Source organism: Sciscionella marina DSM 45152, from assembly GCF_000379465.1.
In the GTDB taxonomy this organism is placed as follows: domain Bacteria; phylum Actinomycetota; class Actinomycetes; order Mycobacteriales; family Pseudonocardiaceae; genus Sciscionella; species Sciscionella marina.
Genome location: NZ_KB905412.1, coordinates 1 through 25,921, shown reverse-complemented (window position 1 = coordinate 25,921; position 25,921 = coordinate 1). Strand labels below are relative to the sequence as shown.

Genomic DNA, 25,921 nt, shown 5'->3' with positions numbered 1-25,921 from the left:
CGCGATGAACAGGTACCCGGTCCCACAGGCCCGCTACACCCTCCCCTCCTACATCGAGCGCACCAGCTACGGGGTCAAGGAGTCGAACCCGTACAACAAGCTCTACGAGGAACGGATCATCTTCCTCGGCGTGCAGGTGGACGATGTCTCGGCGAACGACGTGATGGCGCAGCTGCTGCACCTCGAGGCCGACGATCCGGACCGCGAGATCCAGATATACATCAACTCGCCGGGTGGTTCGTTCACCTCGCTGATGGCGATCTACGACACGATGCAGTTCGTGCGCCCGGACATTGCCACGGTGTGCCTCGGCCAGGCCGCTTCGGCCGCCGCGGTGCTGCTGGCGGCGGGGACCCCGGGTAAGCGTGCGGCGCTGCCGAACGCGCGGATCCTGATCCACCAGCCCGCGATCTCGGGCGTGATCCAGGGTCAGGTCTCCGACCTGGAGATCCAGGCCGCGGAGATCTCGCGGATGCGGGAGCAGATGGAGACCATGCTCTCCAGGCACACCGGCAAGGACGCCGCCGAGGTGCGCAAGGACGTCGAGCGGGACAAGATCCTCACCGCCCAGGAGGCGAAGGACTACGGGATCATCGACGACATCTTCCCGTACCGGAAGGCGTCGGCCAAGGACTGAGACTCGGTGGGCGCGCGCTCATGACAGCGGCGCTTTCCAGCCGGTAAAGTGCTGGTGACGGCTGCGATGACGAGCGCAACCCGCTCGCCGGGCATGCCGTTGCAGACTTGTTCCCCCACAACCGGGGGTTCTGCGGGTACCGTCGTGGTATTCCCGCGGTCCCCGGGTTGTGGGGCTCGGCGCCCGGCCGTAAAGCGGTTGTAAACGACAGGACGTTCAGGCGCGGTCCACGCGCCGGAGGGGACGAGGTCAGCGGTCATGGCACGAATCGGTGACGGCGGGGACCTGCTCAAGTGCTCTTTCTGCGGCAAGAGCCAGAAGCAGGTGAAGAAGCTCATCGCCGGACCCGGCGTGTACATCTGTGACGAATGTATCGACCTCTGTAACGAGATCATCGAGGAGGAGCTCGCCGAATCCGGCGAGGTGGAGCTGGAGGAGCTGCCCAAGCCCACCGAGATCCGGGAGTTCCTCGAGCAGTACGTGATCGGTCAGGACGAGGCCAAGAAGGTTCTCGCGGTGGCCGTGTACAACCACTACAAGCGCATCCAGGCCTCGGAGAAGAACGGCGGGCGCAGCGCGGGCGAGGACAACGTCGAGCTGGCGAAGTCGAACATCCTGATGCTCGGCCCGACCGGCTGCGGGAAGACCCACCTCGCCCAGACCCTCGCGCGCATGCTCAACGTTCCGTTCGCCATCGCCGACGCGACCGCGCTGACCGAGGCGGGCTACGTCGGTGAGGATGTGGAGAACATCCTGCTCAAGCTGATCCAGGCGGCGGATTACGACGTCAAGCGGGCCGAGACGGGCATCATCTACATCGATGAGGTCGACAAGATCGCCCGCAAGTCGGAGAACCCTTCGATCACCAGGGACGTGTCCGGCGAGGGTGTGCAGCAGGCGCTGCTGAAAATCCTCGAGGGGACCTCGGCGAGCGTGCCCCCGCAGGGCGGCCGCAAGCATCCGCACCAGGAGTTCATCCAGATCGACACGACGAACGTGCTGTTCATCGTCGCGGGGGCGTTCCAGGGCCTGGAGAAGATCATCCAGGACCGGGTCGGCAAGCACGGCCTCGGTTTCGGTGCGGAGATCCGCTCCAAGGAGGAGATCGACACCACCGATTTCTTCGCCGACACCATGCCTGAGGACCTGATCAAGTTCGGCCTGATTCCCGAGTTCATCGGCCGGGTGCCGATCGTGGCCTCGGTGACCAATCTGGACAAGGACGCGCTCGTCGCGATCCTGACCGAGCCGCGCAACTCGCTGGTGAAGCAGTACACGAAGTTGTTCGAGCTGGACAACGTGGAGCTCGAGTTCACCAAGACCGCGCTCGAGGCGATCGCCGATCAGGGCATCCTGCGCGGGACCGGGGCCCGTGGGCTGCGCGCGATCATGGAGGAAGTGCTCCAGCCGGTGATGTACGACATTCCGTCCCGCGAGGACGTCGCCAAGGTCGTGATCACCGAGCAGACCGTGCGGGAGAACGTGAATCCGACCATCGTGGCACGCCAGCCGAGCCGCCGCGAGCGCCGGGAGAAGTCGGCCTGATCCGGGCCCGCTCCGGGCGTAATATCACGGCATGGCTACCGGGACGGTGGACTTCACCGACGTCAAGTGGACCATGCTGGTGACGCTCTATCATCGCGCGCGGGACAGTCGTTCGGCCCGTCCGATACTCGGGGACACGGTCGCCGCCGAGGCCATCGACCGGATCGACTACGACTTCGGTTCCTTCCGGATGCGTGCCACTTCCGGAGACCGGGCGCTCGTGGTGTTGCGCGCCAAGCGACTGGACGAGTGGGCGAGCGACTTTCTCGCCCGTCACCCCGAGGCGACGGTGCTCCAGCTCGGCTGCGGACTGGACGGCCGGGCGATCCGGCTCGATCTGCCCGAACGGGTTCGCTGGTTCGATGTGGACCTTCCCGAGGTGATCGAGCTTCGGCGGCGGATCTACGAGGAGCGGCCGGGTTACCGCATGATCGGTTCCTCGGTCACCGATACCGAATGGCTCGCCGAGATTCCTGCCGAGCGTCCGGTGCTGGTGATCGCCGAGGGATTGCTGATGTACCTGGAACGAGAGCAGGTGCGCACGCTGCTCAGCAGGATCACCGAACGATTCTCCGGTGGAGAGCTACTGTTCGACGGCGCGGTCTCCTGGGTGGTGCGGGTGTCCCGGATGTTGCCGGGGTTCACCAGCGCGTTCCGGATGAATTGGTCGATCGACGGCGGAGCCGAGATCGAACACCTGATCCCGACTCTGCGCCGCGTCGAGGAACGTGCTGTCACCAGCGAATCCGGCCGCATCGGGGATCCGGTCCTGCGCGGTGTCTACGAACTCATCGCCCGGACCCCGCTGCTGAAGGACTCACTGCGTCTCTACCGGTTCGCCTTCGGGGAAACCGCCTAGATTTTCCTGCGGAATTTCACCATTTCGCCGCTGGTGTCCACGGAAAATCCCATGTTCGTGTGAAATGCGATCGAGCCGTGATTGTCCTGCCCTGTGATCGCGGAAACCGTATCGCGGTCGTGTTTCCTCGCCGTCGCGAAAAACCATTCGTACATGGTTTTCCCGATACCTTTTCCCCGGTATTCGGGATCGATTCCGACGAAATGAATGTAGGACTCGTTCGGCTTGCTCTGGGAGAGCAACGCGATCAGGAACGCGGCCAGCTCACCGGAATCATCGTGCACGACAAGGCTGGTGTCGGCGAAATGCTCGAGGAACAGTGGCTGTACCAGACCGGCGAGTTCGCCTGCGCCGGAAACGCTTCGGGAATCGGACCACCACCGCGGGAAGTGCTCGACGATGACCTGATGGTCGGCCGGATCCGGGCCGCGGGCACGCAATGGTGCGGGTAGATCCAGCATGCGCCCACTATATCGGGTTCCCGCCCGGCCGGTCGGCACCGTAAACGGGTGCGTATTTCCCGAGGAAATCAAGCAGGCTCGGTACGCAGGTGTTCCAGAACCGCGTGCTGTGTTTGCCCGGCGCGAGATGAGTGAATTCCGGATGGGCGGCCGCGATGAACCGCCGCGCCCCGGTGATGAACGGATCGCTTGTCCCACACCAGATTCCGGTGGGAATCCCGCGCAGCGCGTCCACATGGCGCAGCGGGTCGAGATCCGCCCACTGCGGCGCACCGGTGAACGCGTGCCGTTTGCGCATCAGGGTCCAGGACAGCAGCAGACCGGGGGAGAGCGCGGCGACCGCGCGAACCGGATCGTCCCGTTCGGCTCTTCGCCTGGCGTAGAGCAGCGCGCCGAATCCACCCATGGAAACACCCGCCGCGGCGAACGGGGTCCGCTGGAATCCGCGTTCGGCGAGCCAGGCCGGGGCCTCGTCCAGCAGCATCCGCATCGGGTCGTCGGTCAGGCGCGCGTGATGCCAGTAGTTGTCGCCCCCGTCCAGCGCGGCGAACACGAACGGCGTGAGCGCGCCGCCGTTCATGCTGGTGGCCATCCGCGGGGCGAGCCGGGGCAAAATCCCGCGGGCGTTGCCGTGCAGACCGTGCAGCAGCAGGCACACCGGGAGCCGCTCCGGGTTCACCCCGCTCGGCCGGGTGATGGCCAGGTGCACGGTGCGCCCACGGGCTCGCGAGCGCACCCGTTCCACGGTGACCGGGGTGTACTCGACCGGGCGCGGTTTCCGGTTCGGTGTCGACGGTTCCGCGTCCGGTTCGGCGATGGTGAATCCGGCGACGGCCGCCGCGGCTCCCGCCCCACCGAGCAGCAGTCCGCGCCGGGATATCGGGCGATTCATCGCTCTCGCTCCTCGGCGGAACCCGGCGCTTCACCCGGGCGCTGTGTCGATGAAACGCCGCGAGGCTCGCTCATGGCACCCGCTCGCCATGGGTGTAGACGTTCATGTGGTTGCCGCGCACGAAACCGAGCACGGTGATGCCCTGTTCGGCGGCGAGCTCGACCGCGAGCGAGGACGGCGCCGAGACCGCGGCCAGCATCGGCACCCCGGCCATCGCGGCCTTCTGCACCAGCTCGAAGGAGGCCCTGCTGGAGACCATCAGGACGCAGCCGCGCGCCGGGACCCGTTCGGCCATCAGCGCCCAGCCGAGCACCTTGTCCACCGCGTTGTGCCTGCCGATGTCCTCGCGCGCCACCAGCAGTTCGCCGTCCGCGGTGAACAGGCCCGCCGCGTGCACCCCGCCGGTGGCGGCGAACACCTTCTGCGCGGCACGCAGTCTGTCCGGGAGCGTGGCGAGCACGGCGGGGGAGACCCGCAGCGGGTCCGCGGCCGGCGGATAGCGGCTCGTGGTGCGCACCGATTCGAGTGCGGCCTTGCCGCACACCCCGCAGGAGGATGTGGTGGTGAAATTGCGCTCCAGGCCACGAACCGGGAGCTCGACCCCTTCGGCCAGCCGGACATCGAGCACGTTGTAGGTGTTGTGCCCGTCCTCATCGGTTCCCGCGCAATAGCGCGCGCTCGCCACATCCTCGCGCGCCGAGATCACGCCCTCGCCGAGCAGGAAACCGTGGGCGAGCTCCACATCATCGCCGGGCGTCCGCATCGTCACGGTCAGTGATGACCCGCCGACGCGCAGCTCCATGGGTTCCTCCGCGGCGAGCGCGTCCGGACGTCGCCGCTGCCCGTCGGCGGTGATCATCCGCACCGGCCTGCGTACCGTCACCCTGCCCATGGCTCCATGATTGCACGAGGTGGCGTTCACTGCCTGTGTCGTTGGTAATGCGCCCGGGCCTTCGCACGGTTCCCGCAGCGCGCCATCGAACACCACTGCCGGTTGCGTTTCGGCGAGCTGTCCACGAACCGCAGCGCGCAGTCCTCACCCGCGCATATCCGGACCCGGATCTCGCTGGTGGCCAGTTCGATCGCATCGGCGGCCACCGCGGCGAGCGCGGTGCGCACGGGTTCGCGCGGGCGCGGGGTTTCCCGCCGAAGCGTGCCGTCCGGGCGGCGGTGCAGCCGCGGTGGCAGGAGCTCGGTTCCGGCCGCCGTGTCGTTGAGCAGCCGCGTATCCGCGTTCGAGGGGCGGGGCGTGGTCAGCAGTCGGTCGATCGCCTCGCGCAGCTCCCGCGCGGCAAGCAGCTCCGCCGCGCGCACCCGCGGCCGATTCCCGAGCAGGCCCGCGGCGAGCAGCCAGTCGGCGAGTGCGCCGGTGTCGGTGAGCAGCTCACGGCCGCCGAAGAGGCGATCACGCAAGGTGTTGACCAGATCGAGGCACGGTCGCCCGCCCTCGAAGGACCAGTCCGCTTCCATCGGATCAGTCTAACCACTGGATGGGGTTAAAATCTTCGGATACTGTGCTAACCATCTGAACCAGTTAGAACGGAGACGGGTATGGAGTCGGCGACGGCCACGGTGAACGGGATCCGGATGCACTACCGCTCCGGCGGGTCCGGTCCCGCGGTCGTGTTGCTGCACGGCTGGCCGCAGACCTCCTACTGCTGGCGCGAGCTGTTCGGTCCGCTTTCCGAGACGCACACGGTGATCGCGCCCGATCTGCGCGGCTACGGGCACACCGACAAGCCGCCGTCGGGCTACGACAAGCGGACCATGGCCACCGATATCGCGGAACTGGTGCGCAGCCTCGGTCACGAACGGGTGGATGTCATCGGCCACGACCGCGGCGCCCGGGTCGCGCACCGGTGGGCGCTGGACCGGCCGGACCAGGTGCGCAGGCTCGCCGTGCTGGACATCATTCCGACGAGGGAGGTGTGGCGGCGGATGGACACCGGACTCGCGCGCGGCTATTGGCACTGGCTGTTTCACCTGCAGCCGGACCTTCCCGAACGTCTCGCCGGTCAGGACGTCGCCGGATACCTCGGCTATTTCTTCGAGCGCTGGACCCACCAGCGGCACGCGCTCGATCCGGCGGCGATCGAGCACTATGTGCGTGCCTTCTCCGCACCCGGGGCGCTGCGCGCTGGCTTCGAGGACTACCGGGCCTCGTTCCCGGACGACGCCGAGCACGACGAGGCGGACGCCGAAGCGGGCCACCGGCTGAGCATGCCGGTCCTCGCGCTGTGGGGCGAGTCGGGCCTGCTCGACCGGCTGGATCCGCTGGAGATCTGGCGCGATTACGCGGATCGGGTCACCGGGCAGGCGATCGCGGACTGTGGTCACTTCCTGCCCGAGGAGCGGCCCCGCGAGGTAGGTGACCACCTGATTCGGTTCCTCCGGGCCACATGACAAACTTGTCATCGTGAGTGAGAACCCAGCGACTCGGCACAGCACCCTCCCATCGACCTGGCAACCGGGCGAGGTAGAAGCGGAGCTGTACGAACGCTGGGTAGAGCGCGGGTACTTCAGTCCTTCCGCCGATTCGCCCGCCGAGCCGTTCACCATCGTGATCCCGCCGCCGAACGTGACCGGGAACCTGCACATCGGGCACGCGTTCGAGCACACCCTGATGGATGTGCTCACCAGGCGGGAGCGGATGCGCGGCAAGGCGGCGCTGTGGCTGCCCGGGATGGATCACGCCTCGATCGCGGTGCACGCGCTGGTGGAACGCCAGCTCGTCGAGGAAGGCACCTCGCGGCGGGAGCTGGGGCGGGAACGGTTCGTGGAGCGCGTCTGGGAATGGAAGCGCAACTACGGCGGCCAGATCCTCGCGCAGATGCGCCGCCTCGGGGACGGCGTGGACTGGAGCCGGGAACGGTTCACCATGGACGACGGCCTTTCCGATGCCGTGTCCACGATGTTCAAGCGGCTCCACGACGACGGGCTCATCTACCGCGCGGAGCGCATGGTGAACTGGTCGCCGGTGCTGCGCAGCGTGCTGTCCGACGCGGAGGTGGAATACAAAGAGGTCGAGGGCGAGCTCGTCTCGATGCGCTACGGCGAGGGAGAGAACTCGGTGGTCGTGGCGACCACGCGGGTGGAGACGATGCTCGGCGACACCGCGGTCGCGGTGCACCCGGACGACGAGCGGTACGCGCACCTGGTGGGCACCGAGGTGGAGCTGCCGCTGACCGGGCGGCGGATCCCGATCGTGGCCGACTCCCATGTGGACCCGGAGTTCGGCACCGGCGCGGTGAAGGTGACCCCGGCGCACGATCCGAACGATTTCGAGATCGGCCGCCGCCACGAGCTGCCGATGCGCACGATCATGGACGAGACCGGGCACATCGCCGAGACCGGAACCGAGTTCGACGGCATGGACCGGTTCGAGGCCCGCCTCGCGGTGCGCGAGAAACTGCGCGAACAGGGCCGCATCGTCGCGGAGAAGCGCCCCTATCTGCACTCGGTCGGGCATTCGGAGCGCTCCAAGGAACCGATCGAGCCGCGCCTCTCGCTGCAGTGGTTCGTCAAGGTCGAGCCCCTGGCGAAAGCCGCGGGGGACGCGGTGCGCTCCGGGCAGGTGGCGATCAACCCGCCGGAGATGGAGAAGCGCTACTTCGACTGGGTCGACAACATGCACGACTGGTGCATCTCCCGCCAGCTGTGGTGGGGGCACCGGATCCCCGTCTGGTACTCCCCGGACGGATCCGAACAGGTCTGCCTCGGCCCGGGGGAGCAGCCGCCGCCGGGCTGGGCGCAGGACGAGGATGTGCTCGATACCTGGTTCTCCTCGGGGCTGTGGCCGTTCTCCACGCTCAGCTGGCCGCAGGACACCGCGGATCTGCGCAAGTTCTACCCGACCTCGGTCCTTGTCACCGGCTACGACCTGGTGTTCTTCTGGGTCATCCGGATGATGATGTTCGGCATCTACGCGATGAAGCAGCCGCCGTTCCGGGCGATCGCCTTCCACGGGATGGTGCGGGACGGCAACGGCAAGAAGATGTCCAAGAGCGCGGGCAATGTCGTGGACCCGCTGGCCTGGATCGACGAGTACGGTGCGGACGCGCTGCGGTTCACCTATCTGCGCGGGGCGAACCCCGGAGTGGATGTGCCCATTTCCGAGGAGTGGGTGGCCGCCTCCCGCAACTTCGGCACCAAACTGTGGAACGCCACCCGGTTCGCCATGCTCAACGGGGCCGATCCGCAGGCGGAGATCGACACCGCGCTGCTCACCGATGCCGACCGCTGGATCCTGGACGCCTGCCGGGAACTGGTCGCGAGCGTGGACGCCAACTACGCCGAGTACGAGTTCGCCAAGGTCAGTGACGCGCTCTACCGGTTCGCCTGGGACGAGTTCTGCGACTGGTATGTGGAGCTGGCCAAGGTCTCGCTCAACTCGGGGGACGAGGCGCGGGCCGCGAATACCCGCGCGGTGCTCGGTTCGGTCCTGGACACCCTGCTGCGGCTGCTGCATCCGGTGATGCCGTTCCTCACCGAGACCCTCTGGACCGCGCTCACCGGCGGCGAGTCCCTGGTGATCGCCGACTGGCCGACGGTGCGCGAGCAGCCGGTCGACCAGCAGGCACGCACCCGCATCGAGGACTTCAAGAAGCTGGTGACCGAGATCCGGCGGTTCCGCTCGGATCAGGGCCTCAAACCCGGCCAGCGGGTTGCCGCGCGACTGTCCGGTTTGGACAGTGCGGGTGTCGAGGGACTGCTGCCCGCGGTGCGCACCCTCGTGCGGCTCAACGAGCCGGGGCAGGAGTTCTCTGCGAGCGCGGCGCTCGAGGTCGGGCTCACCGGCGCGGTGGCGGGTGTGGAACTCGACCTGTCCGGTGCCGTGGACGTGGCCGCGGAGCGCAAGCGACTGGAGAAGGACCTGTCCGTCGCGGAGAAAGAACACAAGGGCTGCGAGGCCAAGCTCGGCAACGAGAAGTTCGTGGCGAACGCCCCCGAGGACGTGGTCGCCAAGGTGCGCACCCGTCTCGAGGCCGCGGCTGCGGACATCGAGCGGATCACCGCGCGGCTGGCCGGCCTTCCGGAGTGAGCCGAATCCGTTGGTCGACGTGCCCGGCGAGCGCTTGCTTACTGTAGAGCAGCGGGAAGTACTTCCCTTCGGCCCAGCTGTCCGCCAGATCGCTGTAGTGCTTGCTGCGGCGGTCCCCGGACTGGCCGGGTGCGTTGATCGCACGCGAGTTGTCCCAGGCTCCCACGTCCTGAACCATCTTGAAGGTGGGACCGACCACCGGGAGGTACGGGAAGGCCGATACGTCGTAGCCTGAGGCCCGGACGGTGTGCGCGTCACCGCCCTGCTCGATGGGGCCGATGCTCGGCTCTCCGAGCGGATGGAGGAACAGCTGCTGGTGCATGGCACCCCAGCGCCACTTCGCGGGGTCCGCGCCGAGTTTCTCCTGTACGTCCTGGTAGGCGCGGCCGAGCGTATCGAGCAGCAGCGCATCGCGTTTGGCCGCGCCGTTTTCACCGAACCAACGGTCCGGATCGGCGAGTGTGGCGGTGAGGACACGGAAATCCGGTGACGCATTGCGTTTGACGAGTTCATCGGCGACCGGTGTGGACACCATCGCGTGCGCCCATCCCGGGTAGAGGAAACGCATCAGCCAGGTTTCGTAGAGCGCGGCCGGTGCGGAGTCCTTGCCGATCATCCCGTCGAAGTCGCGCAGCAGTTCGAGTGCCTTGGCGGTGGCGGGATCGCTGGACCGCATATCGGCGAGGTAGGGAACGAGGACGCGGGCGAGCCCGGAACGCTCGTCATTCTGCAATCGCGCGGAATCGGCGACCGAGGAACGGGAATTACCGGCGAGCATTTCGGTGATGCGGTCCTTGCGGTATTCGGCCGACCATTCATAGCCGGGCCGCACCCGCGTACTCGCCGGGAAATTGTAGTCGTTGGCCGAGGCGAAAAAGCCGTCCTTCGGATTGTGCACGCGAGGCAGTTCGTCGTTCGTATGGAATCCGTCCCATTCGTAGCGACCGTCGCCCGGAACGGGAAGCAGCCCGTCATAGTCGGAGCCGGTGCGTTTGGGCACGATCGCGCCGGGAACCCAGCCGATATCGCCGTCCTTGCCGGCGAACACCAGGTTCGAGCCCGGGGTTTTCCAGGTGCGCATAGCCGAGGCGAATTCCGGGTAGTTCTTGGCTCGCTGGAAATTCAGGCTGCCGAGGTAGGCCGAGGTGCCCGGTTCGGACCACACCGTGCGCACCGCGTAGGCCTTGTTGTGCTTCTTGTCCACCTTGACCACCGGTCCGTGCCGGGTGAAGGAGAGCCCTACCGACGCCGGGTCGGTACCGGCGACCGGGATCTGTTCGGTCGTGGTGCGCATCCGCTCCCAGCCGCCGCGATAGCGGTATCGGCTCGGATCACCCGGTTTGAGGTCGTAGACGTAGAGATCGGACTGGTCGGCGGCGAGGTTGGTCAGGCCGAAGGCGATGTTCTCGTTGTGCCCCATACTGATTCCGGGGTTCCACGGTTCGCCCGCACCGATGACGTCCAGCCCGGGGGCGGACAGGTGCGCGATGTAGCGGTCGGTGGGCAGTTCGGCGTTGAAGCGGTGCGGATCGCCTGCGAGGATCGGGCGCCCGGTAGCGGTGCGTTCCGGTGCGATCGCCCAGGAATTACTGCCGCTGTTCGCCTCGTCGATCCGGCGCTGGTTCGCCGGCTCCTTGCTGGAGCGCATGGTGCCCTTGTCGAAGCGTACCGAGGCGGTGGCGAGATCGTAGACCTCGAGCACATCGTCGGGGATCGAACACTGGTCCAGTCCGGCGGGCACCGCGAGCTCGTGGTCGGGCTGGAGTTTCTTGTGGTATTCGCTGGCCTGTCTTCCGCCGAGGCATACGAGCTTGGCCCGGTCGACCTCGTCGGTGAGGTTGTTGACCAGGGCATGCGTGCGGATGAGCACCAGATCTTGCGGTCGCCAGTGCGCGGGGGAGTACCCGAGCTGGCGGAATTCGTCCGGCAGCGCATCGGGGTGCGCGGAAAGCCAGTCGACGTAGGCGTTGACGCCCGCCGCGAACCGCGTCGCGATCCGCTTGGCCTCCGGACCGTAGCTCGCCCATTCCTTCGCCATATCACCGCGGTAGCGGAACAAGCGTGCCGCCCGGTCCTGCTCGACATAGTTCGGTCCGAGCACCGTGCTCAGCTCGCCGAGCCCCTTGCGGCGCCAGGTGTCCATCTGGAAAAGCCGGTCCTGTGCGGCATTGAACCCTTGTGCCTGGAACAGGTCGCCGGTGTTCCGCGCCGAAATATGTGGGACACCCCAGGTGTCCACGGTGATGTCGACCGGCGCGGACAACCCTGGAATCGTCACGGTCTCATCGTCGGCGGCCGCCGAAACGGGCAGCAGACTCGCGGCGAGCACGGTGATGACGGCAAGGACCACACGGCGAGGGTGACGCATGACCGGCATGATACCGGCATAACGGGCATCGTAGGACGGATTGGATTTCCGGCCGTCCTACGGTAAAGTTCGGACTTTTCCCGCTACTGGATATCGGTGACGCTCAGCGAACCTTCCGCGTGCTGGGCGCGCAGCCGCTTCTTGTCGAACTTGCCGACCGAGGTCTTGGGGACTTCCTCGATGAACGTCCAGTGCTCGGGCAGCTGCCATTTCGCGACGTGTTCGGCGAGGAATTCCCGCAGCTGCGCCAGATCCACCTGCTCGCCTTCTTTCGGCACCACGGCGACGAGCGGGCGCTCGTCCCATTTCGGATCGGGCACCCCGATCACCGCGGCCTCGGCGACCGCGGGGTGCGCCATGATCGCGTTCTCCAGGTCCACCGAGGAAATCCACTCGCCGCCGGACTTGATCACGTCCTTGGAGCGGTCGGTCAGCGTGAGGAACCCGTCCGGGCTGATCTTGCCGACATCGCCGGTGCGCAGCCAGCCGTCCCGGAACTTCTCCTCGGGGTCGCCCTCGTCCGGGCGGTAGTAGGCGCCGGCGATCCACGGGCCGCGCACCTCGAGCTCACCGACCTCGGAGCCGTCCCATGGCCGTTCGACGCCGTCGTCCCCGACGATGCGCGCCCGCACCCCGGCAGGGAACCGGCCCTGCGTGTAGCGGTAGTCCCAGGCCTCGTCCCCGGTCACCCCGGCAGGTGGACGGGCGACGCTGCCCAGCGGGGAGGTCTCGGTCATGCCCCAGGCGTGGATGACCGGGACATGGTGGACCTCCTCGAACTCGTGCATCATCGCGGGCGGGCAGGCGGACCCGCCGACGACCACCTGGCGCAGGTGACTGATGTCCTGCGGGTGTGCTTCCAGCTGGGCGAGCATGCCCTGCCAGATCGTGGGCACCGCGGCGGCCATGGTGGGTTCGGTCGCGGCCAGGATCGCCGCGAGCGGCTCGGGCTGCAGGAACCGGTCCGGCATGACCAGCGAGGCGCCGACCATCATCGCCGCGTAGGGCATTCCCCAGGACATCGCGTGGAACTGCGGGACGATCACCAGCGCGTTGTCCGCGCCGGAGAGCTGCATCCCGTCGCTCATACAGACCTGCGCCGAGTGCAGCCAGATGGAGCGGTGCGAGTACACCACACCCTTCGGGTTACCGGTAGTCCCCGAGGTGTAGCACATGGCGGCCGCGGACCGTTCGTCGATCTCCGGCCAGGCGAACTCGTCCTCACCCGCCGCGAGCAGGTCCTCGTAGCCGTGCACGGTGATGTGCGCCGGGGCCTCGACGGCGCCGACCGGTCCGTTGGTCACGACCACGTGGCGCACCGTCGGGCACTGGGCGAGGATCTTGTTCAGCAGCGGGGCAACGCTCGCATCGACCAGGATGACCTGGTCCTCGGCGTGGTCGATCACGTAGGCGAGCTGTTCGGGGAACAGCCGGATGTTGAGGGTGTGCAGGACGGCACCCATGGACGGCACCGTGAGGTAGGCCTCGAGGTGTTCGTTGTTGTTCCACATGAAGGTGCCGACCCGCTGGTCACCGTCGATGCCGAGGCCGCGGAGCGCGTGCGCGAGACGGGCGCACCTGCGGCCGAGCTCGGCGTAGTTCTCGGCGCGCAGCTCACTCCCGGTCCACGTGCCGACCTGACCGGACGCGGTCACGGTCGTCCCGTAGCGCAGGAGCTGCGTGATCGTCAGTGGCTCGTCCTGCATCGTGCTCCACATGGCATCTCCCTACTCGACAGTTCGCTCGCGGTTGGGGAGATGCAATCACGAATGGCGCGGTTACGCACGCATCGCGGCGAGCTGCTCACGCAGCCACTGCTGCTGGGCCCGCCACAGGCCCGTGCCGAGGGACACTCTGGCCGCTCCGGACTTGGTCAGATCCGCGAGCCCGGGGGTCTTGGGCGGCAAGCACAACAGGTTCACCGGCGCGGGGGAAAGCGCATCGAGAAACCTCTGGATGTGCTCGCCGGGAAGGAAGATCGGATACACGCAGTCCGCGCCCGCCTCCAGATAGGCCTCGGCGCGCCCGATCGCCCCGGTGAGCGAGGGGTCCTCGTGCAGGAATACGTCCACCCGCGCGTTGATCACCAGCTCGGTGCTGGCCGCCCGCATCTTCGCGATCCGCCCTGCCTGGTCCGAGGCCGGGATGAGCAGCCCGGACTCGTGATCGGTGTCCTCGATATTGCAGCCCTGGGCACCTGCTTCGAACAGCGCCGTGACCAGTTCCTCCGGCGCGAGCCCGTAGCCGGACTCCGCGTCCACGGTCACCGGGACCGGAACCGCGCGCGCGATCCGGGCCGCCGCGGCGAACACCTCCGCGGCGGGTGCCTGCTGGTGATCGCCGTAACCGAGGGCCGCGGCCAGCGCGCCGGAACTGGTCGCCACGACCGGGAACCCGGCCTCGACCACGAGCTGGGCGGTATCGGCGTCCCAGACGTTCGGCAGGACGAGCGGTTTGCCGGGGACGTGCAGATTCCGGAGCTCGTTCATGCGGCGGGCAGGGGTTTGCGGCTGGTGACCCCGAGCCGGTTGAGCAGGTTGATCCCGGCCGCGGTCCACGCGATCACCGTGAACTGTTCCTCGCTGAGTACCTTCCGTGCCTGCTCGTAGACTTCGTCGGGCACCTCGGCCTGCTCGGAGAGGCGGGTCATGGCCTCGGTCAGCTCGAGCGCGGCGCGTTCGAGCTCGCTGAACAGCTCGGTCTCCCGCCAGACGGGCAGCACGAAGATCCGCCGCTGCGACTCACCGGCCGTGGCCGCATCACGGGAGTGCGTGTCGGTGCAGTAGGCGCAGCCGTTGATCTGCGAGGCCCGGATCTTGACGAGTTCGAGGACCGACCTGTCCAGGCCGGCGTCCTGCGCGGCGCGTTCGATGACCCCGTACATCGCGAACACATGCTTGATCGCGCCGGGAAGGGCTTCACTGAGCTGGATTCGCATGTGGTGGCTCCTACGCGCTCGGGACCGGGGTCCGCATGGTCACGTTGAGGCGGTTGAAGGTGTTGATGGCGATCGCCGCCCAGGCCACGACCGCGAACTGGTCTTCGGTGAATTCCTTGGCGACCCGCGTGTAGAGCTCATCGGGAATGTCTGCGGTGTCCGAGAGCCTGCTGATGGCTTCGGTCAGCTCGAGGGCCGCCCGTTCGGCCGGGCTGTACAGCTCGGTCTCCTGCCAGGCGGGTAGCAGGTCCAGCCGCTGCTGCTGCTCGCCTGCCTTGCGCGCGTCCTTGGCGTGCATGTCGAGGCAGAAGGCGCAGCCGTTGATCTGCGAGCTCCGGATCTTGACCAGTTCGACGAGTTTCTTGTCCAGACCGGCTTCCTCAGCCGCCTTCTCGATCGCGGTGTGCATGGCGATCAGGTGCTTGCGTGCCTCCGGCACCTTCTGGCTCAGTTTGATTCGCATGCCATCGACTCTAGCCGCGAACTGGTCCAACGGTATGGTCCAGTTCTATGGCGATTGATTGGTCCAGTCTGGGAGTGGACTTCCATCTCGAGCTGTCCGGGAACGGGGCGCGCGGGGCGGCACTCGTCGAGGCGGTGCGCTCGGCCGTGCGGGACGGGCGGCTGGCCGCGGGGACAGTGCTGCCCTCCACCCGGGTGCTCGCCGCGGAGCTCGGCCTCGCGCGGGGCACGGTGACCACCGCGTACCGCCAGCTCGCCGCCGAGGGCTACCTGGTCACCGCCCAGGGTGCGCCCACCAAGGTCGCCGCGGTCGCCGGCAAGCAGGTGCGCCCCGAACCGGCCCCGGAACGGCACGGGCGGCCGCGGTGGAACTTCCAGCCAGGGCTGCCCGAGCTGAGCGAGTTCCCCCGCCAGCAGTGGCTCGCGGCAAGCAGGACGGCACTGGCCGCGATGCCGGCGAGCGAGCCGGGATTCCCCGATCCCCAGGGACATCCGGTGCTGCGGTCCGCGCTCGCGGCCTATCTCGGGCGCGCACGTGGCGTGCTCGCGGAACCGGAGCGGATCGTGATCTGCGGCGGCTACTCGCACGCGCTCGCGGTGCTCGCCACCGTGCTGCGGGCCCGCGGGATCGGCGAGTTCGCCTTCGAGGACCCCTCGCTGCGCCGGTACCGGGACATCGCCGCACGGCAGGGCGTCCGGGTGGTTCCGCTGCCGATGGACGAGCACGGTGCCCGGGTGTCCGAACTCGACTCCCCGGTCCTGGTAACCGGGGCGGCGCACCACTATCCGCTCGGTGTCCCGCTGCATCCGGCGCGCCGCGGTGAGCTCGTCGCCCGCGCGGATGTGCTGGCGATCGAGGACGACTATGACGGCGAATTCCGTTACGCCGGCCCGAAAGTGGGTGCACTGCAGGCGCTTGCGCCCGAGCGGGTGGTGTACGCGGGCACGGTCTCCAAGACCCTCGGTCCCGGGTTGCGGCTCGGCTGGCTCGTACTGCCGAGTGAACTCGTCGAACCGGTGCGCGAGGAGATGTATTACGGCGGCCAGACGACGAACGCGATCGACCAACTGATCTTCGCCGAGTTCCTGGAATCCGGCCGGTACGACACCCACATCCGCCGGGCCCGCGCGATGTACAAGGCCCGGCGGGCCAAGGTGCTCGCCGCGTTGGAGGGGATTCCCGTTGTGCCACAGGGGATCCCCGCAGGGTTGCACCTGCTGCTGATGCTTCCGCTCGGCCTGTCGGAGTCCGAATGCCTCGGCGTGCTGCACGGGCATTCGGTGGCCGCGGAATCCTTGCAGCGCAGCTGGTTCAGCGCGCAGGGGCGGCCGCAGGGGATCGTCATCGGGTACGGCGCCCCCGCCAAGCACGCCTTCGGGCCCGCGCTCGAGGCCTTGCGCACCGCCCTGGCCACCGCGTGCCGGTGAGATCGGCAACCGGTTGCATCCGGGAATCTGCCCGAAGGGAACCCGCAACCGGGTATGAGGTACCTCGACCGTGGCAGGTCCTACAGACCGGGGTGTACCACCGCTCTGCGGTGCTGGACAACAGCAAGGGCAAGCGGATCACCTGGAACGAGGGCTGGATGCCGTGGGTCATCGAAAGGCCCGCCGTCCAAGGACGAGTACATCGACGCGATCCGGCCCCCGGCCCCCGGCGAGCTAGTCCAACCAGTGCACGGTGACGGCTCGCATGTCCCGTGCTTCTGCGAGCCGCTGCGCTTCCGCCTCGGTGTCCGCGCGCACCGGGGCGGAAAGGTGCCCGAAGGCCTCCACGGTGACCTCCAGCCTGCGCCCGCTCGTTTTCTGGCGCACCGCGCCCAGGATCTCACCGTCCACGAGCAGGGCACCCGGATTGCCGAGGATACGCCACAACTGCTTGCGCGCCACGGCATCCGGCACCAGGAACTCCCGGTTCCGCGGCTGCAGATAGGGATCCATCGGCGGCAGCAACCGCACGATGGGGTCTTCGGGCAGCTCACCCGGTTCCTCGGTGAGAAAGGCGGGTGCACCGTCCACTGTGCACCCGAGCAGGTCCCGTGGCCACACCGGGGCGAGCTCGCGTTCGGTGCTGTTGAAGAAGGCGGCGGTCTCCTTGACCGTGGCCGGTCCGAGGAAGCGCAGATAGGTCCGGATCACCGCGGCCGGATCCGGTTTCCGCTTCGGCCGGGGCAGGTTTCCCGGCCGGAGCACGATCTTGGGCGCCTCCCGGTCGAGCACCACCCCCGCGGGAAGCATCGCCACCCGCATGAGTTGTTCGTTGACGTGGAAAGTGCGGCAGGGACGGCAGTCATAGCCGAGCCCGCGCGGAATGTGCTCGGTGATGGCGGCGCTCGCCGCGCCCTTGGTCATCGGCGCGGTGATCACCTCGGCCGCGACCGAGGCGACCCTGCCGATCGCCTCGGTCGCCGGCATTCCACAGCGGTCGACCTGGGGCTTGCTCCAGGACAGCCGCGCGGCCGCGCCGTCTTCGGTGCGCGGGGACAGCGCGGTGGCCAGCTTGCCGAGATCGGTGTCCCAGTGCAGATGCGGCGCGCCCCGATAGGTCCAGGCCAGCGTCAGCTCAGGGTGATCCCAGCCGGTCCGCGGGGCGCGCGCGGCGAGCGCCTGCGCCACGCTCGTGCCCATCTGCTGCAGGCCCAGATCCAGGATCGCAGGCTGCTCCTCGAGCCGGTACAGGCCCTGGCGGTGCATCCGGTAACGCAGCACCTCGCTGCGGCTCAGTTCCATGGCTCGGTTCGTCACGCCTCCAGTATCCAGTCCAGCTCGATCGTGCCCTGTTCCGCGTCCATCGGGAAGCGCATCCGCCCGCCGCCGCGCAGGCCGGTCAGCCCACCGGTGCCGGAATCGGGCACCACCTCGAGCTCCGCGTCCACCGCATCCGGTGCGAAACCGCCCACCGAACGGAGCACGCAGGTGCCCCGCCTGCCTTCGATACTCCCGGTGAACAGCTCGTAGCCGGTGTAGCTACCGGTATCGCCGAGATAGCAGATCACCCCCTCGAAGGTCGACTCGCCGTCGACCGGGCCGGTGTAGTGGTAGCGGCAATGCATCGGTGCGAGCGCGTGCCCTTCCGCCTCGCAGGACTTCGACTCCTGCCAGTCGCTGTGAGTGAGCTTCGCCTTGGTGCTTGCCATGATCCGTCCGCTTTTCGGTGTGCTCGGTCGTTCCTTGTGCCGTGCACCAGTCTGGACACGAAACCCGCCATCCCCTGTCATGTTTCTGGAATACTTTCGGACCATGCGTGCCAGTCGACTGCTTTCCGTCCTGTTGCTGCTGCAATCGCGCGGGCGCATGACCGCGACCGAGCTCGCTACCGAACTCGAGGTCTCCGTGCGCACCATCCACCGCGACATCGAGGCACTGTCCGGTTCCGGGGTGCCGGTGTACGCCGAACGCGGGGTCACGGGCGGATTCCGGCTACTCGACGGCTACTCCACCAAACTCACCGGGCTCACCGAGGCCGAGGCGCGGTCCCTGCTGTTCAGCGGCATTCCCGGCGCCGCGACCGAGCTCGGGCTCGGCCAGGTACTCGCCGCCGCCGAACTCAAAGTCTCCGCCGCCTTGCCCGGTGGCCTGCGCACCCGCGCCGACCAGGTGCGCCAGCGCTTCCTGCTCGACCAGCGCGCCTGGTTCCGGACCAGCGACGAAGTCCCGAACCTCATCGAGATCGCCGACGCCGTCTGGGAACAGCACCGGATCCGCATCCGCTACCGCCGCTGGGACGGATCCACCGTCACCCGCACCCTGCGACCGCTCGGGCTCGTCCTCAAGGCGGGTGTCTGGTACCTCATCGCGCTCGCCGGCCACGGCGAACCCCGGATGTACCGTGTCTCCCGCGTACACCGGATCCACACCCTCGAACAGAGCTTCGACCGGCCCGCCGACTTCGACCTGCGCGAATACTGGTTCGCCCGCGACGAGCAACTGCGCTCCCGGCTCTACGAGGGATACGCCGTCGTCCGCCTCTCCGCGCGGGCAAGGCGGATGCTCCACGTGCTGTCGGCCCTCCCACTCAGCGAAGACGAACTCAGTACCATCCTCGCCGAACCCGACGGATGGACCACCGTGCGCCTGCCCATCGAAAGCCACGAGCACGCCCTCGCCCAGTTCCTCCAGCTCGGAGCCGGTTGCGAAGTACTCGAGCCCGTCGAACTGCGCGAACGCGTCATCGCCGAACTCGCCGCCATGGGCCAGGTGTACGGGGCGGAGGAGGCGCCTACTACACTGTCGCGCAGGCCCTCGTAGCTCAGGGGATAGAGCACGGCTCTCCTAAAGCCGGTGTCGCAGGTTCGAATCCTGCCGAGGGCGCCCCTCCCATCAGCTGGTTGACCTGCGTCGATCCGCCAGCTTGATACTCTTGGCTCCGCCTGCCTCACGGTTGTCATGGAGCAAATGTGGAGCAACGTTTTCCCTATATGGCGTTGTGCTGTCCTCCGGGGATTCTTGAGGGCTCCGGCGCGGAGATGCTCGACGAGGGCGTCGATGAGGGCGTAGACGTCGTGCTGTTGTGGTGGCGCGAGGAGGACGGCGAGCTCGTCGAGGGTGGTCTTCTGGGACTGGATGAGCCAGCTGGCGTAGGTGTGGCGCAGATCGTGCGGGCTGGCACCGATGATCCCGGCTGCTGCGATAGCAGGGTCCCAGTGACGGCGGCGGGAGTTCTGGTAGTGCGGCGTGGTACTCGCGCGGCCAGTGATGTGTGGTGTCAGGTTTGCAGTTTGGTGGCGAGTTCGTCGGTGACCGGGAGAAACCGGCGTTGGCGCCCCTTGGGTGGCTTGATCTCGCCGAGGGCGCGGTCGAAGACTTCCCGGACGAAGATGCTGTCGTGTTCGAGATCGAGGCGACGGTGATGGAACCCGGCGATCTCACCCCGATTGAGGGCCGGTGCCCACATCGAATGGCAGACGATAGCTGTTGGCTCATCGCCGACCTCGCCCACCTCGAGGCCGAGTTTGGTGCAGGGGTGTAGTCGATCAGGCCCTCCACCGCAGCGGCGCGCATACCTGCCGAGAAGAGACGCACGATCTTCAACACCGTCCGCCATGCCAAGGGATCGGATCCCTCGCTGCCGTATTTCGGCGTGGCGGCGAGCTGTCGCACCATGCAAGGACAGCGTCACGAACGATCGCCTCAGCGGTTCGTCTCCCCAATGCGATCGGATATGCCACTTGACCTTGCCGCTGTCCCACGCCGCGGTACTTGACCCCTGCTTCGTCGTGCGGCTGCCACGACGCCCATAGCTACACCGGTGATCCGAATCAGGGCCGACGGTGCGACCGGACACCATCAGTCGTGACCATGTGTGACCGCACCTGAATCCACCGAAGACCGAGGTCATCGAGTTCGGAGATCTGTTCTGCCGAGAGTTTGCCTACTCGGTACAGATGTCGCTGGTAAGTGATCCAGTTTCCTAGGTTCACACCGTCTGGTGTCCGGTAGCCGACCGGTACGTTGATGTCGCCTTGCTGGTTGTGGTGTCGGCGGGCGGCTTCGAGCTTGCGGTCCCACTGCTTTCTGAATGACGACCAGGCCATGCCGAGTTCGTCAAGCGCGGCGATCTGTTCGTCGGAAAGTTTGCCTGCCCGGTAGTGCTCACGTTGGTGGCACAGCCAACTTCCTAGACCAACGCCGCTGGGGGTCCGATAAAGGAACGGCACGTCAAGATTCCCGAATGAAGTGCGGTACCAGGACGCGGCCTCAAAGTTCCTTTCCCACGTTTTTGTATGTTGGCTGAAGTGCAGACCGAGAGTCTCGAATATGGTGATTTGTTCATCGGTCAGATTACCCTCACGATACCGTGCTCGTTGTGCGCGAAGCCAACCAGCGAGCTTCACCCCGTGCGCAACATAGTCACGCGGAACTTTGAGATCTCCGTGCGCATCGCGGTAGTTTTGAGCAGCCTGCGCCATCTTTTTCCACTGCGTTTTTCGCTTGCGCTCGTGTTGTCCTGTATGCCGCTGTGCCGATTTCGGTTGTTGTACTTTCTGCCGCTTCGGTTTCTGCTGTGGACGTTTTTGTCGCCTTGGTTCCCAGACCATTCCGAGCGCTTCGAGTTCGGCGATCTGCTCAGGTAGGAGCATGCCTTCGCGATAGCGCTGTCGGATGCGCTTGAGCCATAGGCCGAGTCCGCGTCCATCCGCGGATCGATACTTCACGGGAACGTCGAGGCTCCCGTGTTGACCCCGGTACTCTCGTGCTGCATCTAGCCAGCGACGCCATCGGGTCGCCGCCGCCTCATGATCGACCGGACGTTCGCGGATAGGTTCGTGGGCGCGAAGCGCGGCATAGTTCTGGTCCCGCTGAGGGCTCCGTTGCCGCCATTCGGCGCCGATCGAATCCAAGGACTCGGTCAGTTCGGTGCTGATCGTTCCTTGCTGGTAGCGAAGACGGCAGTTTCGCAGCCAGTCACCCAAGGCGCAGCCGTCCGGACTTCGGTACTTGTTCGGTACATCAAGGTGCCCGTGCTCTCGGTAGAAATCTCGAGCCACAGCAACATGCTTAGACAGCTTCGCCTTGCTGATTTTAGGGTCCCAGTCGATCCCCAGTCCGTCGAGCTCCGCGATCCGTTCAGAGGCAAGCCTTCCTGCCCTGCGCTCATTGCGGCGGGAATTCAGCCACGCGGACAATGACACCCCGGATTCCTGGTGCCCTGGGGGCACGTTCAGATGTCCGGTTCGTTCCCGAAATGCACATGCAGCGGAGATTCCTTGCGCCCACAATCGTTGGGAGCGCAGGTAAACACCACGGTAGGAACTGGTTCCTTCTTTCATACCGTCGTATCCGATTTACCGGAGATTGCTGTGTACCTCTTGGAGCCGTCCCACGATAGTGTCCGGGTGTCCGGGGCGGGCGGTCACGTAGGTCGAGTCGCCGGATCCGGTCTTGTAGAACAACACACGGCCGAACTCGGGGTTGTCGACGAAGTTGGTCGTCTGCGGGTTGCGGTAGCGCCTCCCCATGCCATTCCGGATCGCCACGGACAGCTCGCCGCGGGTTGCTCCTTTGATGTTCAGCAGGCGCCGCAACATGTCCGCGTCGGGGCTGCGCCCACCGGAGGCCGAGCGCATGATCCCGCCGGAGCCCGGTTCGCCGGTGACCTCGTTGCTGCGGGCATTCGCCGCCTGGAACCGGCCAACGGGGTATTCCGGGAGTACCGATACCAGAGCCTGGGCGCCGTAATCCGGACGAACCTGGTCGAGCAGCACTACCTCGCCGTCCACGACGGCGAGGTAGGCGGTGTTCTTGTGACAAGCCACCAGCACGCCGAAGGTGTTACCGTCCTCGCGGGTGACCCACCCGTAGAACTCGGCCGGAGCCTGCGACAGTGCCTGGTAGACCTTCTCCAGCTCTTCGGTGAATGCCTGGCTGTTCCGGCCTGCGAGGCGGATGATCTCCACGAACGCCGCCTTCTCCGACGCGGCGTACTCCTCGGCCGTGTTGCCCTCGAACCAAGTGAACAGCGGCGTCGGCAGCTCGCCGACGCCATCCGACCAGGCCCAGGTGAGTGCGAAAGTGGAGCTCGAGAGCCGTACCGGGAACTGGATCACGCTCACTGCTCGGTCGCCGGATTCGTGTCACCGATGACGGGGGGAGCGGTCATTGGCATCTCCCCGACGATCTCGCTGCCGTGTTCCTCGTTGATGAGGTAGCTGGCCGTCTCGTGCTCCTTGTCCTTCTCACCCTTGCGGCCTGCACCACCGGGAGGAACCGCTCCTGAAGAGCTTTTGCCCGCTGCCGCGGCCGCCTTGCCTGCGGCCGCGCCCTCGGGTTCGGCGCCCAGCGCTTTGGCTGCGGTGCGACCACCCGGCTGGGTCCGCTCGTTCATCCCCGAACCCTTGCCGCTGCTGCCGCTGCCGGACTCTGGTTCCTTCAGGCTGCCGCCGCGGAACGTGCCCGGACGCGGCCTGCCGCGCACCGTCGAACCGTCGCCGCTGCCGCCATCGGTGACCGGGGCGAACGGCGGTACGCCGCCGCCGCTACGCACCGCGCCGCCCCCGCCTGTACTGGGGCTGAACGGTTCGCCACCACCGGGAAGACGCGGATCCGCACCACCGATCGGACCCGGCCCCAGCGGGCCGCCGGGACCCGAGACCGGGCCACCGCCCGTACTCGGCGGCGGGACGTTCACCGGGCCAGGAGACGGCGGTCCGGACACACCGGCCGTGGTGGTCCCACCGGGGTTACTCGGTGGTGGTGTGTGATTCGGCGAGGTGTTCCCCGCGTTGAACGTCTGCGGCCCTGTGCTGCCGCTGTGCCCACTGGTGAACTGGTTCGTAGCGGGCATCTGGATTCCGCTGCCGACATCGTGGCTGCCGACGTTCGTGTCCGGTGGGGGAGCGGTATCCAACGTGGTCCTCGGCAGCCCCGTGCCTTGCGGTCCCGAGGCGCTGCCGTACCCGGAGTAGGCCTGGGCGTTGCCGATGGACTTCTGGGTCTGCGCGTTGATGCTGTCCTCGTTGCTGAACTCGTTCCCGATCATCGTCACCGGGTTCGAGACGCTGCCGACCATCTCACTGCGACTCGGCACCTTCTGGACCTTTGGTTTCGTGTTACTCCAGGTGTCCAGCTGTCCTTGCACGCCCTTCGACGCATCGGATGCACCGGCCGACATCTTGTCGAACCGAACACTGACCTTGCCCAGCGCGGCCCGTGCCTTGTCCCCGGCGGCCCCCTTGAACCCAGAGTTCAGGGTGTTCTTCGCGATATTGATCGCCTTTGACACGTCACCATAGGCAGGAGCGGCTTCCCCGAGAACCGCTTGTGCGGTCTGATAGCTGCCGGGACCCCTACTCTCATAGAACCCTTCGTAGATCTTCTTCGGATCGGTCGCGCCCCCAGGCGGGGACTTGACATTGCCGGTGGCGGCTGCCCAGGTGTCACTGGCCATGTTGCCGATACCGTTCAGCACGTCGCCCGCCCCGTCGACTACCGCATCTACCGTGCTGTCGATCGCCTTACCGACATCGTGCGCTCGATCAGCAAACCACTGCCCAAGACCCATAACCGCCTCCCCGGCTCGTTACTTCTCTAACGTCTACCGCGTACCGTCGATCGGACGTCCATCCAACACATCAACCCCCAGCCTTCAATGTCTGCATGGCAGCCCCGGCTATTTTCCGGGCGCCATCACACGCAGGCACGCTCTCTGGTCCGGGGCTATAGACGGCGGTCAACACTTGTTTGTCAGACAGCCCCACGGTGTAATCGCAATTACTTTTGTCATTGGTGCTTGTGTCTGAGAACTGGACGACTGGGTGGCCATCAATTGGTGGTAGTTCTTTGAAGATCTTTGCTGTTTTCCGTTGCGCGTAAATAGAAGACAGACCGTAACCACCAGAGGGGAAACCGACCGTCGCTCGTGCTGTGGTTCCTTCCCCTCGTCGACTGCAAAGTGGACCGGCGGCCTTCGAGGTGTGTACATGGGTGCCGATGCCCAATGATGATACGAACTGCTGCACCTGGCTAGGTGTCAGTATCGAACAGGGGTCATCTAGATACTTCCTATTCACGTCCAACGGCTGGTTTACGTGAGGGGCGCCGTATAGATTTTGCTGGCTAGTCGAGGACGGTGATCCTGTTTCGGCGCCCGTGCCACTGCACGCCGTCGCACCAAGTACGGCGACCCCCAAGACTGCCATGCCCGCCAGTAACCGAAATTGCAAAGGTCACTCCACCGTGCTTGGGTCGACGTGTTTGAGACTCATCTCGTTCGCCAATTCCATGTTGTTGTATTCTTTATCGATAGCAATCAAGGCGTTCATCGTTTCTTGGAGCTGCTTCCGACCATTGACGTGATTCGCCTTGGTTGCCTCGACGCACTGCATCAGGTTGCCATGGAACTCTTTGGTGTAATCCAAATCGCACGGCGACTTAGTCTTGGGTAAAAAGTTGCAGATATTGTCGTGATGGTCATCTAGGGCGCCCATTGCGTCCTGTAGCTGCTTCATCACCGTACGCATGGCTGCTGTGTCGTACTCCATGCTCCCCGCCACGATGCACTCCCTACACTGCTCGCCCGTGTGTATCCAGCTTGCTGTTGCTCGCTGCTCGGCGCAGTCTATCTGAGCCCACGCGCTCTCGGCGCGATTCTGCTCAAACTCTGACGTGCGCGGATCTGCGAGGGTTCCGCGCTACTTCGACTGGTGTCGGATTCGCCGGATTTTGCCACCTTGGCGACGCGTGTTCATCGGTGCGCGCGAACATGTTCATGCAGGTAGTTCCGCCGCGTTGGGCCGATCGAGTGAACTTTCCTGATGGGTACGAGTAGGAGCCCTCAGCGTTCGGGGCGCCCGGTGCAGGCGGACGGATTCCTGCGCCCCGGCCAGTACCAGCGCGGCCTGCGAGGCGAACAAGCCGCCCAGCATCTGCGAGTCGAGATCGAACCTCTTGCGAACACTGGAGTAAAGGTTCAACGCGCCCAGGGAGTCATCACGAGTGAACAGCTGGAACGACAGCATGCTGAGAATCCCTCGGGCAGCAGCCTCCGGGGCAAACCGCGGCCACCGGTCGGCCTCGGCGACCAGATCGTCGACCACCACCGTGTGCTGGTCCCACAACGCGGTCACACACGGACCTTCCCGGTAGGTGGACTGCAATCGATCCACCTCCGAGACGGTACTGCTCGACGGCGTGTACGAGGTGATCACTCCGTCGCCGCGCAGCAACGACACGCCGGCATGTTCGGCGCCAGGGACTGTGGCCACTGCCGACGACACGAT

25 protein-coding genes, 1 tRNA gene and 1 pseudogene are annotated in these 25,921 nt (G+C 66.4%); 9 read left to right on the top strand and 18 right to left on the bottom strand.

From position 1 onward, the window contains the following. Positions 1–4: 4 nt before the first annotated feature. From A37U_RS0129565 to A37U_RS0129555, 3 genes are all read left to right on the top strand, one after another. A complete protein-coding gene (locus tag A37U_RS0129565) occupies positions 5–637 on the top strand; it encodes an ATP-dependent Clp protease proteolytic subunit (protein ID WP_040589072.1) in 633 nt (210 codons plus the stop codon). A 258-nt stretch (positions 638–895) separates the two neighbouring features. Next, positions 896–2,182, top strand: coding sequence for an ATP-dependent Clp protease ATP-binding subunit ClpX (gene clpX, locus A37U_RS0129560; protein WP_020500286.1), 1,287 nt, complete (start codon positions 896–898; stop codon positions 2,180–2,182). 31 nt (positions 2,183–2,213) lie between these two features. Beyond that, on the top strand, positions 2,214–3,041 hold the full coding sequence (locus A37U_RS0129555) for a class I SAM-dependent methyltransferase (protein ID WP_020500285.1): 828 nt from the start codon (positions 2,214–2,216) through the stop codon (positions 3,039–3,041). On the opposite strand, the gene A37U_RS45990 is transcribed toward A37U_RS0129555, so the two are convergent. The 4 genes from A37U_RS45990 to A37U_RS0129535 form a co-directional block, all read right to left on the bottom strand. Further along, the gene (locus A37U_RS45990; protein WP_020500284.1) at positions 3,038–3,502 is read right to left on the bottom strand and encodes a GNAT family N-acetyltransferase; all 465 of its coding nucleotides are present in this window, start codon (positions 3,500–3,502) and stop codon (positions 3,038–3,040) included. The two genes, A37U_RS0129555 and A37U_RS45990, sit on opposite strands and share 4 nt — an antisense overlap. 7 nt (positions 3,503–3,509) lie before the next feature. Next, the gene (locus A37U_RS45985) at positions 3,510–4,394 is read right to left on the bottom strand and encodes an alpha/beta hydrolase (RefSeq protein ID WP_020500283.1); all 885 of its coding nucleotides are present in this window, start codon (positions 4,392–4,394) and stop codon (positions 3,510–3,512) included. Positions 4,395–4,464: 70 nt separating this feature from the next. Then, positions 4,465–5,286 carry a formate dehydrogenase accessory sulfurtransferase FdhD gene (gene fdhD, locus A37U_RS0129540; protein ID WP_020500282.1) on the bottom strand — a complete coding sequence of 274 codons (822 nt, stop codon included), beginning with the start codon at positions 5,284–5,286 and terminating at the stop codon, positions 4,465–4,467. Between the two features lie 26 nt (positions 5,287–5,312). Next, entirely contained in the window at positions 5,313–5,864 is a 552-nt protein-coding gene (locus A37U_RS0129535; RefSeq protein ID WP_020500281.1) for a CGNR zinc finger domain-containing protein, read from the bottom strand. A gap of 81 nt (positions 5,865–5,945) precedes the next feature. On the opposite strand from A37U_RS0129535, the gene A37U_RS0129530 reads away from it, so the two are divergent. Continuing rightward, positions 5,946–6,797, top strand: a complete 852-nt coding sequence (locus tag A37U_RS0129530; RefSeq protein ID WP_020500280.1) for an alpha/beta fold hydrolase — start codon at positions 5,946–5,948, stop codon at positions 6,795–6,797. Positions 6,798–6,810: 13 nt separating this feature from the next. Beyond that, positions 6,811–9,435, top strand: coding sequence for a valine--tRNA ligase (locus A37U_RS0129525; RefSeq protein WP_020500279.1), 2,625 nt, complete (start codon positions 6,811–6,813; stop codon positions 9,433–9,435). Here the strand turns inward: A37U_RS0129525 and A37U_RS45980 are convergent. The 5 genes from A37U_RS45980 to A37U_RS0129500 form a co-directional block, all read right to left on the bottom strand. Further along, complete coding sequence (locus A37U_RS45980; protein WP_205623057.1) at positions 9,404–11,803, bottom strand: penicillin acylase family protein; 2,400 nt, start codon at positions 11,801–11,803, stop codon at positions 9,404–9,406. The two genes, A37U_RS0129525 and A37U_RS45980, sit on opposite strands and share 32 nt — an antisense overlap. 83 nt (positions 11,804–11,886) lie before the next feature. Then, positions 11,887–13,521 (bottom strand): long-chain fatty acid--CoA ligase, encoded by a 1,635-nt coding sequence (locus A37U_RS0129515; RefSeq protein ID WP_020500277.1) that lies wholly within the window; start codon positions 13,519–13,521, stop codon positions 11,887–11,889. A gap of 60 nt (positions 13,522–13,581) precedes the next feature. Continuing rightward, complete coding sequence (locus tag A37U_RS0129510; RefSeq protein ID WP_020500276.1) at positions 13,582–14,292, bottom strand: isocitrate lyase/PEP mutase family protein; 711 nt, start codon at positions 14,290–14,292, stop codon at positions 13,582–13,584. Then, the gene (locus tag A37U_RS0129505) at positions 14,289–14,741 is read right to left on the bottom strand and encodes a carboxymuconolactone decarboxylase family protein (RefSeq protein WP_020500275.1); all 453 of its coding nucleotides are present in this window, start codon (positions 14,739–14,741) and stop codon (positions 14,289–14,291) included. The genes A37U_RS0129510 and A37U_RS0129505 overlap by 4 nt, the downstream gene beginning before the upstream one ends. A 10-nt stretch (positions 14,742–14,751) precedes the next feature. Next, positions 14,752–15,204: a carboxymuconolactone decarboxylase family protein gene (locus A37U_RS0129500; RefSeq protein WP_020500274.1), complete on the bottom strand. Its 453-nt coding sequence runs from the start codon at positions 15,202–15,204 to the stop codon at positions 14,752–14,754. Positions 15,205–15,251: 47 nt separating this feature from the next. Here A37U_RS0129500 and pdxR point away from each other — a divergent pair, with 47 nt between their 5' ends. Next, a complete protein-coding gene (gene pdxR, locus A37U_RS0129495; protein WP_026197731.1) occupies positions 15,252–16,631 on the top strand; it encodes a MocR-like pyridoxine biosynthesis transcription factor PdxR in 1,380 nt (459 codons plus the stop codon). A 234-nt stretch (positions 16,632–16,865) separates the two neighbouring features. Here the strand turns inward: pdxR and A37U_RS0129490 are convergent, their stop codons facing one another. Together A37U_RS0129490 and A37U_RS48695 are read right to left on the bottom strand one after the other, a co-directional pair. After that, entirely contained in the window at positions 16,866–17,948 is a 1,083-nt protein-coding gene (locus tag A37U_RS0129490; RefSeq protein ID WP_157183105.1) for a DNA glycosylase AlkZ-like family protein, read from the bottom strand. After that, positions 17,945–18,340 (bottom strand): DUF3224 domain-containing protein, encoded by a 396-nt coding sequence (locus A37U_RS48695; protein ID WP_020500271.1) that lies wholly within the window; start codon positions 18,338–18,340, stop codon positions 17,945–17,947. The genes A37U_RS0129490 and A37U_RS48695 overlap by 4 nt, the downstream gene beginning before the upstream one ends. A gap of 103 nt (positions 18,341–18,443) precedes the next feature. Between A37U_RS48695 and A37U_RS48690 the strand changes: the two genes are divergently transcribed. The 3 genes and pseudogenes from A37U_RS48690 to A37U_RS54520 all read left to right on the top strand — a co-directional run. Continuing rightward, positions 18,444–19,451, top strand: coding sequence for a helix-turn-helix transcriptional regulator (locus tag A37U_RS48690; RefSeq protein WP_051111772.1), 1,008 nt, complete (start codon positions 18,444–18,446; stop codon positions 19,449–19,451). After that, positions 19,442–19,514 (top strand) — tRNA-Arg (locus tag A37U_RS0129475). Before A37U_RS48690 ends, A37U_RS0129475 begins: the two co-directional genes overlap by 10 nt. A 107-nt stretch (positions 19,515–19,621) precedes the next feature. Further along, positions 19,622–19,702: pseudogene (locus tag A37U_RS54520) on the top strand (hypothetical protein); the annotation flags it as partial. A 206-nt stretch (positions 19,703–19,908) separates the two neighbouring features. Here the strand turns inward: A37U_RS54520 and A37U_RS54010 are convergent. The 7 genes from A37U_RS54010 to A37U_RS45965 all read right to left on the bottom strand — a co-directional run. After that, positions 19,909–20,097 carry a hypothetical protein gene (locus A37U_RS54010; RefSeq protein WP_020500270.1) on the bottom strand — a complete coding sequence of 63 codons (189 nt, stop codon included), beginning with the start codon at positions 20,095–20,097 and terminating at the stop codon, positions 19,909–19,911. A 364-nt stretch (positions 20,098–20,461) separates the two neighbouring features. Further along, positions 20,462–21,973, bottom strand: coding sequence for a helicase associated domain-containing protein (locus tag A37U_RS50330; RefSeq protein ID WP_083933985.1), 1,512 nt, complete (start codon positions 21,971–21,973; stop codon positions 20,462–20,464). A 15-nt stretch (positions 21,974–21,988) separates the two neighbouring features. Then, positions 21,989–22,750 carry an ESX secretion-associated protein EspG gene (locus A37U_RS0129460; protein ID WP_040589056.1) on the bottom strand — a complete coding sequence of 254 codons (762 nt, stop codon included), beginning with the start codon at positions 22,748–22,750 and terminating at the stop codon, positions 21,989–21,991. A 2-nt stretch (positions 22,751–22,752) separates the two neighbouring features. Beyond that, positions 22,753–24,204: a hypothetical protein gene (locus tag A37U_RS52045; RefSeq protein ID WP_020500267.1), complete on the bottom strand. Its 1,452-nt coding sequence runs from the start codon at positions 24,202–24,204 to the stop codon at positions 22,753–22,755. A gap of 70 nt (positions 24,205–24,274) precedes the next feature. Next, complete coding sequence (locus A37U_RS55110; RefSeq protein ID WP_083933983.1) at positions 24,275–24,841, bottom strand: DUF3558 domain-containing protein; 567 nt, start codon at positions 24,839–24,841, stop codon at positions 24,275–24,277. A 27-nt stretch (positions 24,842–24,868) separates the two neighbouring features. Next, on the bottom strand, positions 24,869–25,195 hold the full coding sequence (locus A37U_RS0129450; protein WP_020500266.1) for a hypothetical protein: 327 nt from the start codon (positions 25,193–25,195) through the stop codon (positions 24,869–24,871). A 213-nt stretch (positions 25,196–25,408) separates the two neighbouring features. Next, on the bottom strand, positions 25,409–25,921 hold a 513-nt coding region (locus A37U_RS45965), incomplete at its 5' end, for a GAF domain-containing protein (protein WP_020500265.1).

Coding starts and splice junctions, on each gene's coding strand:
- A37U_RS0129565 (WP_040589072.1), top strand. CDS start 5: ATGAACAGGTACCCGGTCCCACAGGCCCGCTACACCCTCCCCTCCTAC.
- clpX (WP_020500286.1), top strand. CDS start 896: ATGGCACGAATCGGTGACGGCGGGGACCTGCTCAAGTGCTCTTTCTGC.
- A37U_RS0129555 (WP_020500285.1), top strand. CDS start 2,214: ATGGCTACCGGGACGGTGGACTTCACCGACGTCAAGTGGACCATGCTG.
- A37U_RS45990 (WP_020500284.1), bottom strand. CDS start 3,502: ATGCTGGATCTACCCGCACCATTGCGTGCCCGCGGCCCGGATCCGGCC.
- A37U_RS45985 (WP_020500283.1), bottom strand. CDS start 4,394: ATGAATCGCCCGATATCCCGGCGCGGACTGCTGCTCGGTGGGGCGGGA.
- fdhD (WP_020500282.1), bottom strand. CDS start 5,286: ATGGGCAGGGTGACGGTACGCAGGCCGGTGCGGATGATCACCGCCGAC.
- A37U_RS0129535 (WP_020500281.1), bottom strand. CDS start 5,864: ATGGAAGCGGACTGGTCCTTCGAGGGCGGGCGACCGTGCCTCGATCTG.
- A37U_RS0129530 (WP_020500280.1), top strand. CDS start 5,946: ATGGAGTCGGCGACGGCCACGGTGAACGGGATCCGGATGCACTACCGC.
- A37U_RS45980 (WP_205623057.1), bottom strand. CDS start 11,803: ATGCGTCACCCTCGCCGTGTGGTCCTTGCCGTCATCACCGTGCTCGCC.
- A37U_RS0129515 (WP_020500277.1), bottom strand. CDS start 13,521: ATGTGGAGCACGATGCAGGACGAGCCACTGACGATCACGCAGCTCCTG.
- A37U_RS0129510 (WP_020500276.1), bottom strand. CDS start 14,292: ATGAACGAGCTCCGGAATCTGCACGTCCCCGGCAAACCGCTCGTCCTG.
- A37U_RS0129505 (WP_020500275.1), bottom strand. CDS start 14,741: ATGCGAATCCAGCTCAGTGAAGCCCTTCCCGGCGCGATCAAGCATGTG.
- A37U_RS0129500 (WP_020500274.1), bottom strand. CDS start 15,204: ATGCGAATCAAACTGAGCCAGAAGGTGCCGGAGGCACGCAAGCACCTG.
- pdxR (WP_026197731.1), top strand. CDS start 15,252: ATGGCGATTGATTGGTCCAGTCTGGGAGTGGACTTCCATCTCGAGCTG.
- A37U_RS48695 (WP_020500271.1), bottom strand. CDS start 18,340: ATGGCAAGCACCAAGGCGAAGCTCACTCACAGCGACTGGCAGGAGTCG.
- A37U_RS48690 (WP_051111772.1), top strand. CDS start 18,444: ATGCGTGCCAGTCGACTGCTTTCCGTCCTGTTGCTGCTGCAATCGCGC.
- A37U_RS54010 (WP_020500270.1), bottom strand. CDS start 20,097: ATGTGGGCACCGGCCCTCAATCGGGGTGAGATCGCCGGGTTCCATCAC.
- A37U_RS50330 (WP_083933985.1), bottom strand. CDS start 21,973: ATGAAAGAAGGAACCAGTTCCTACCGTGGTGTTTACCTGCGCTCCCAA.
- A37U_RS52045 (WP_020500267.1), bottom strand. CDS start 24,204: ATGGGTCTTGGGCAGTGGTTTGCTGATCGAGCGCACGATGTCGGTAAG.
- A37U_RS55110 (WP_083933983.1), bottom strand. CDS start 24,841: ATGGCAGTCTTGGGGGTCGCCGTACTTGGTGCGACGGCGTGCAGTGGC.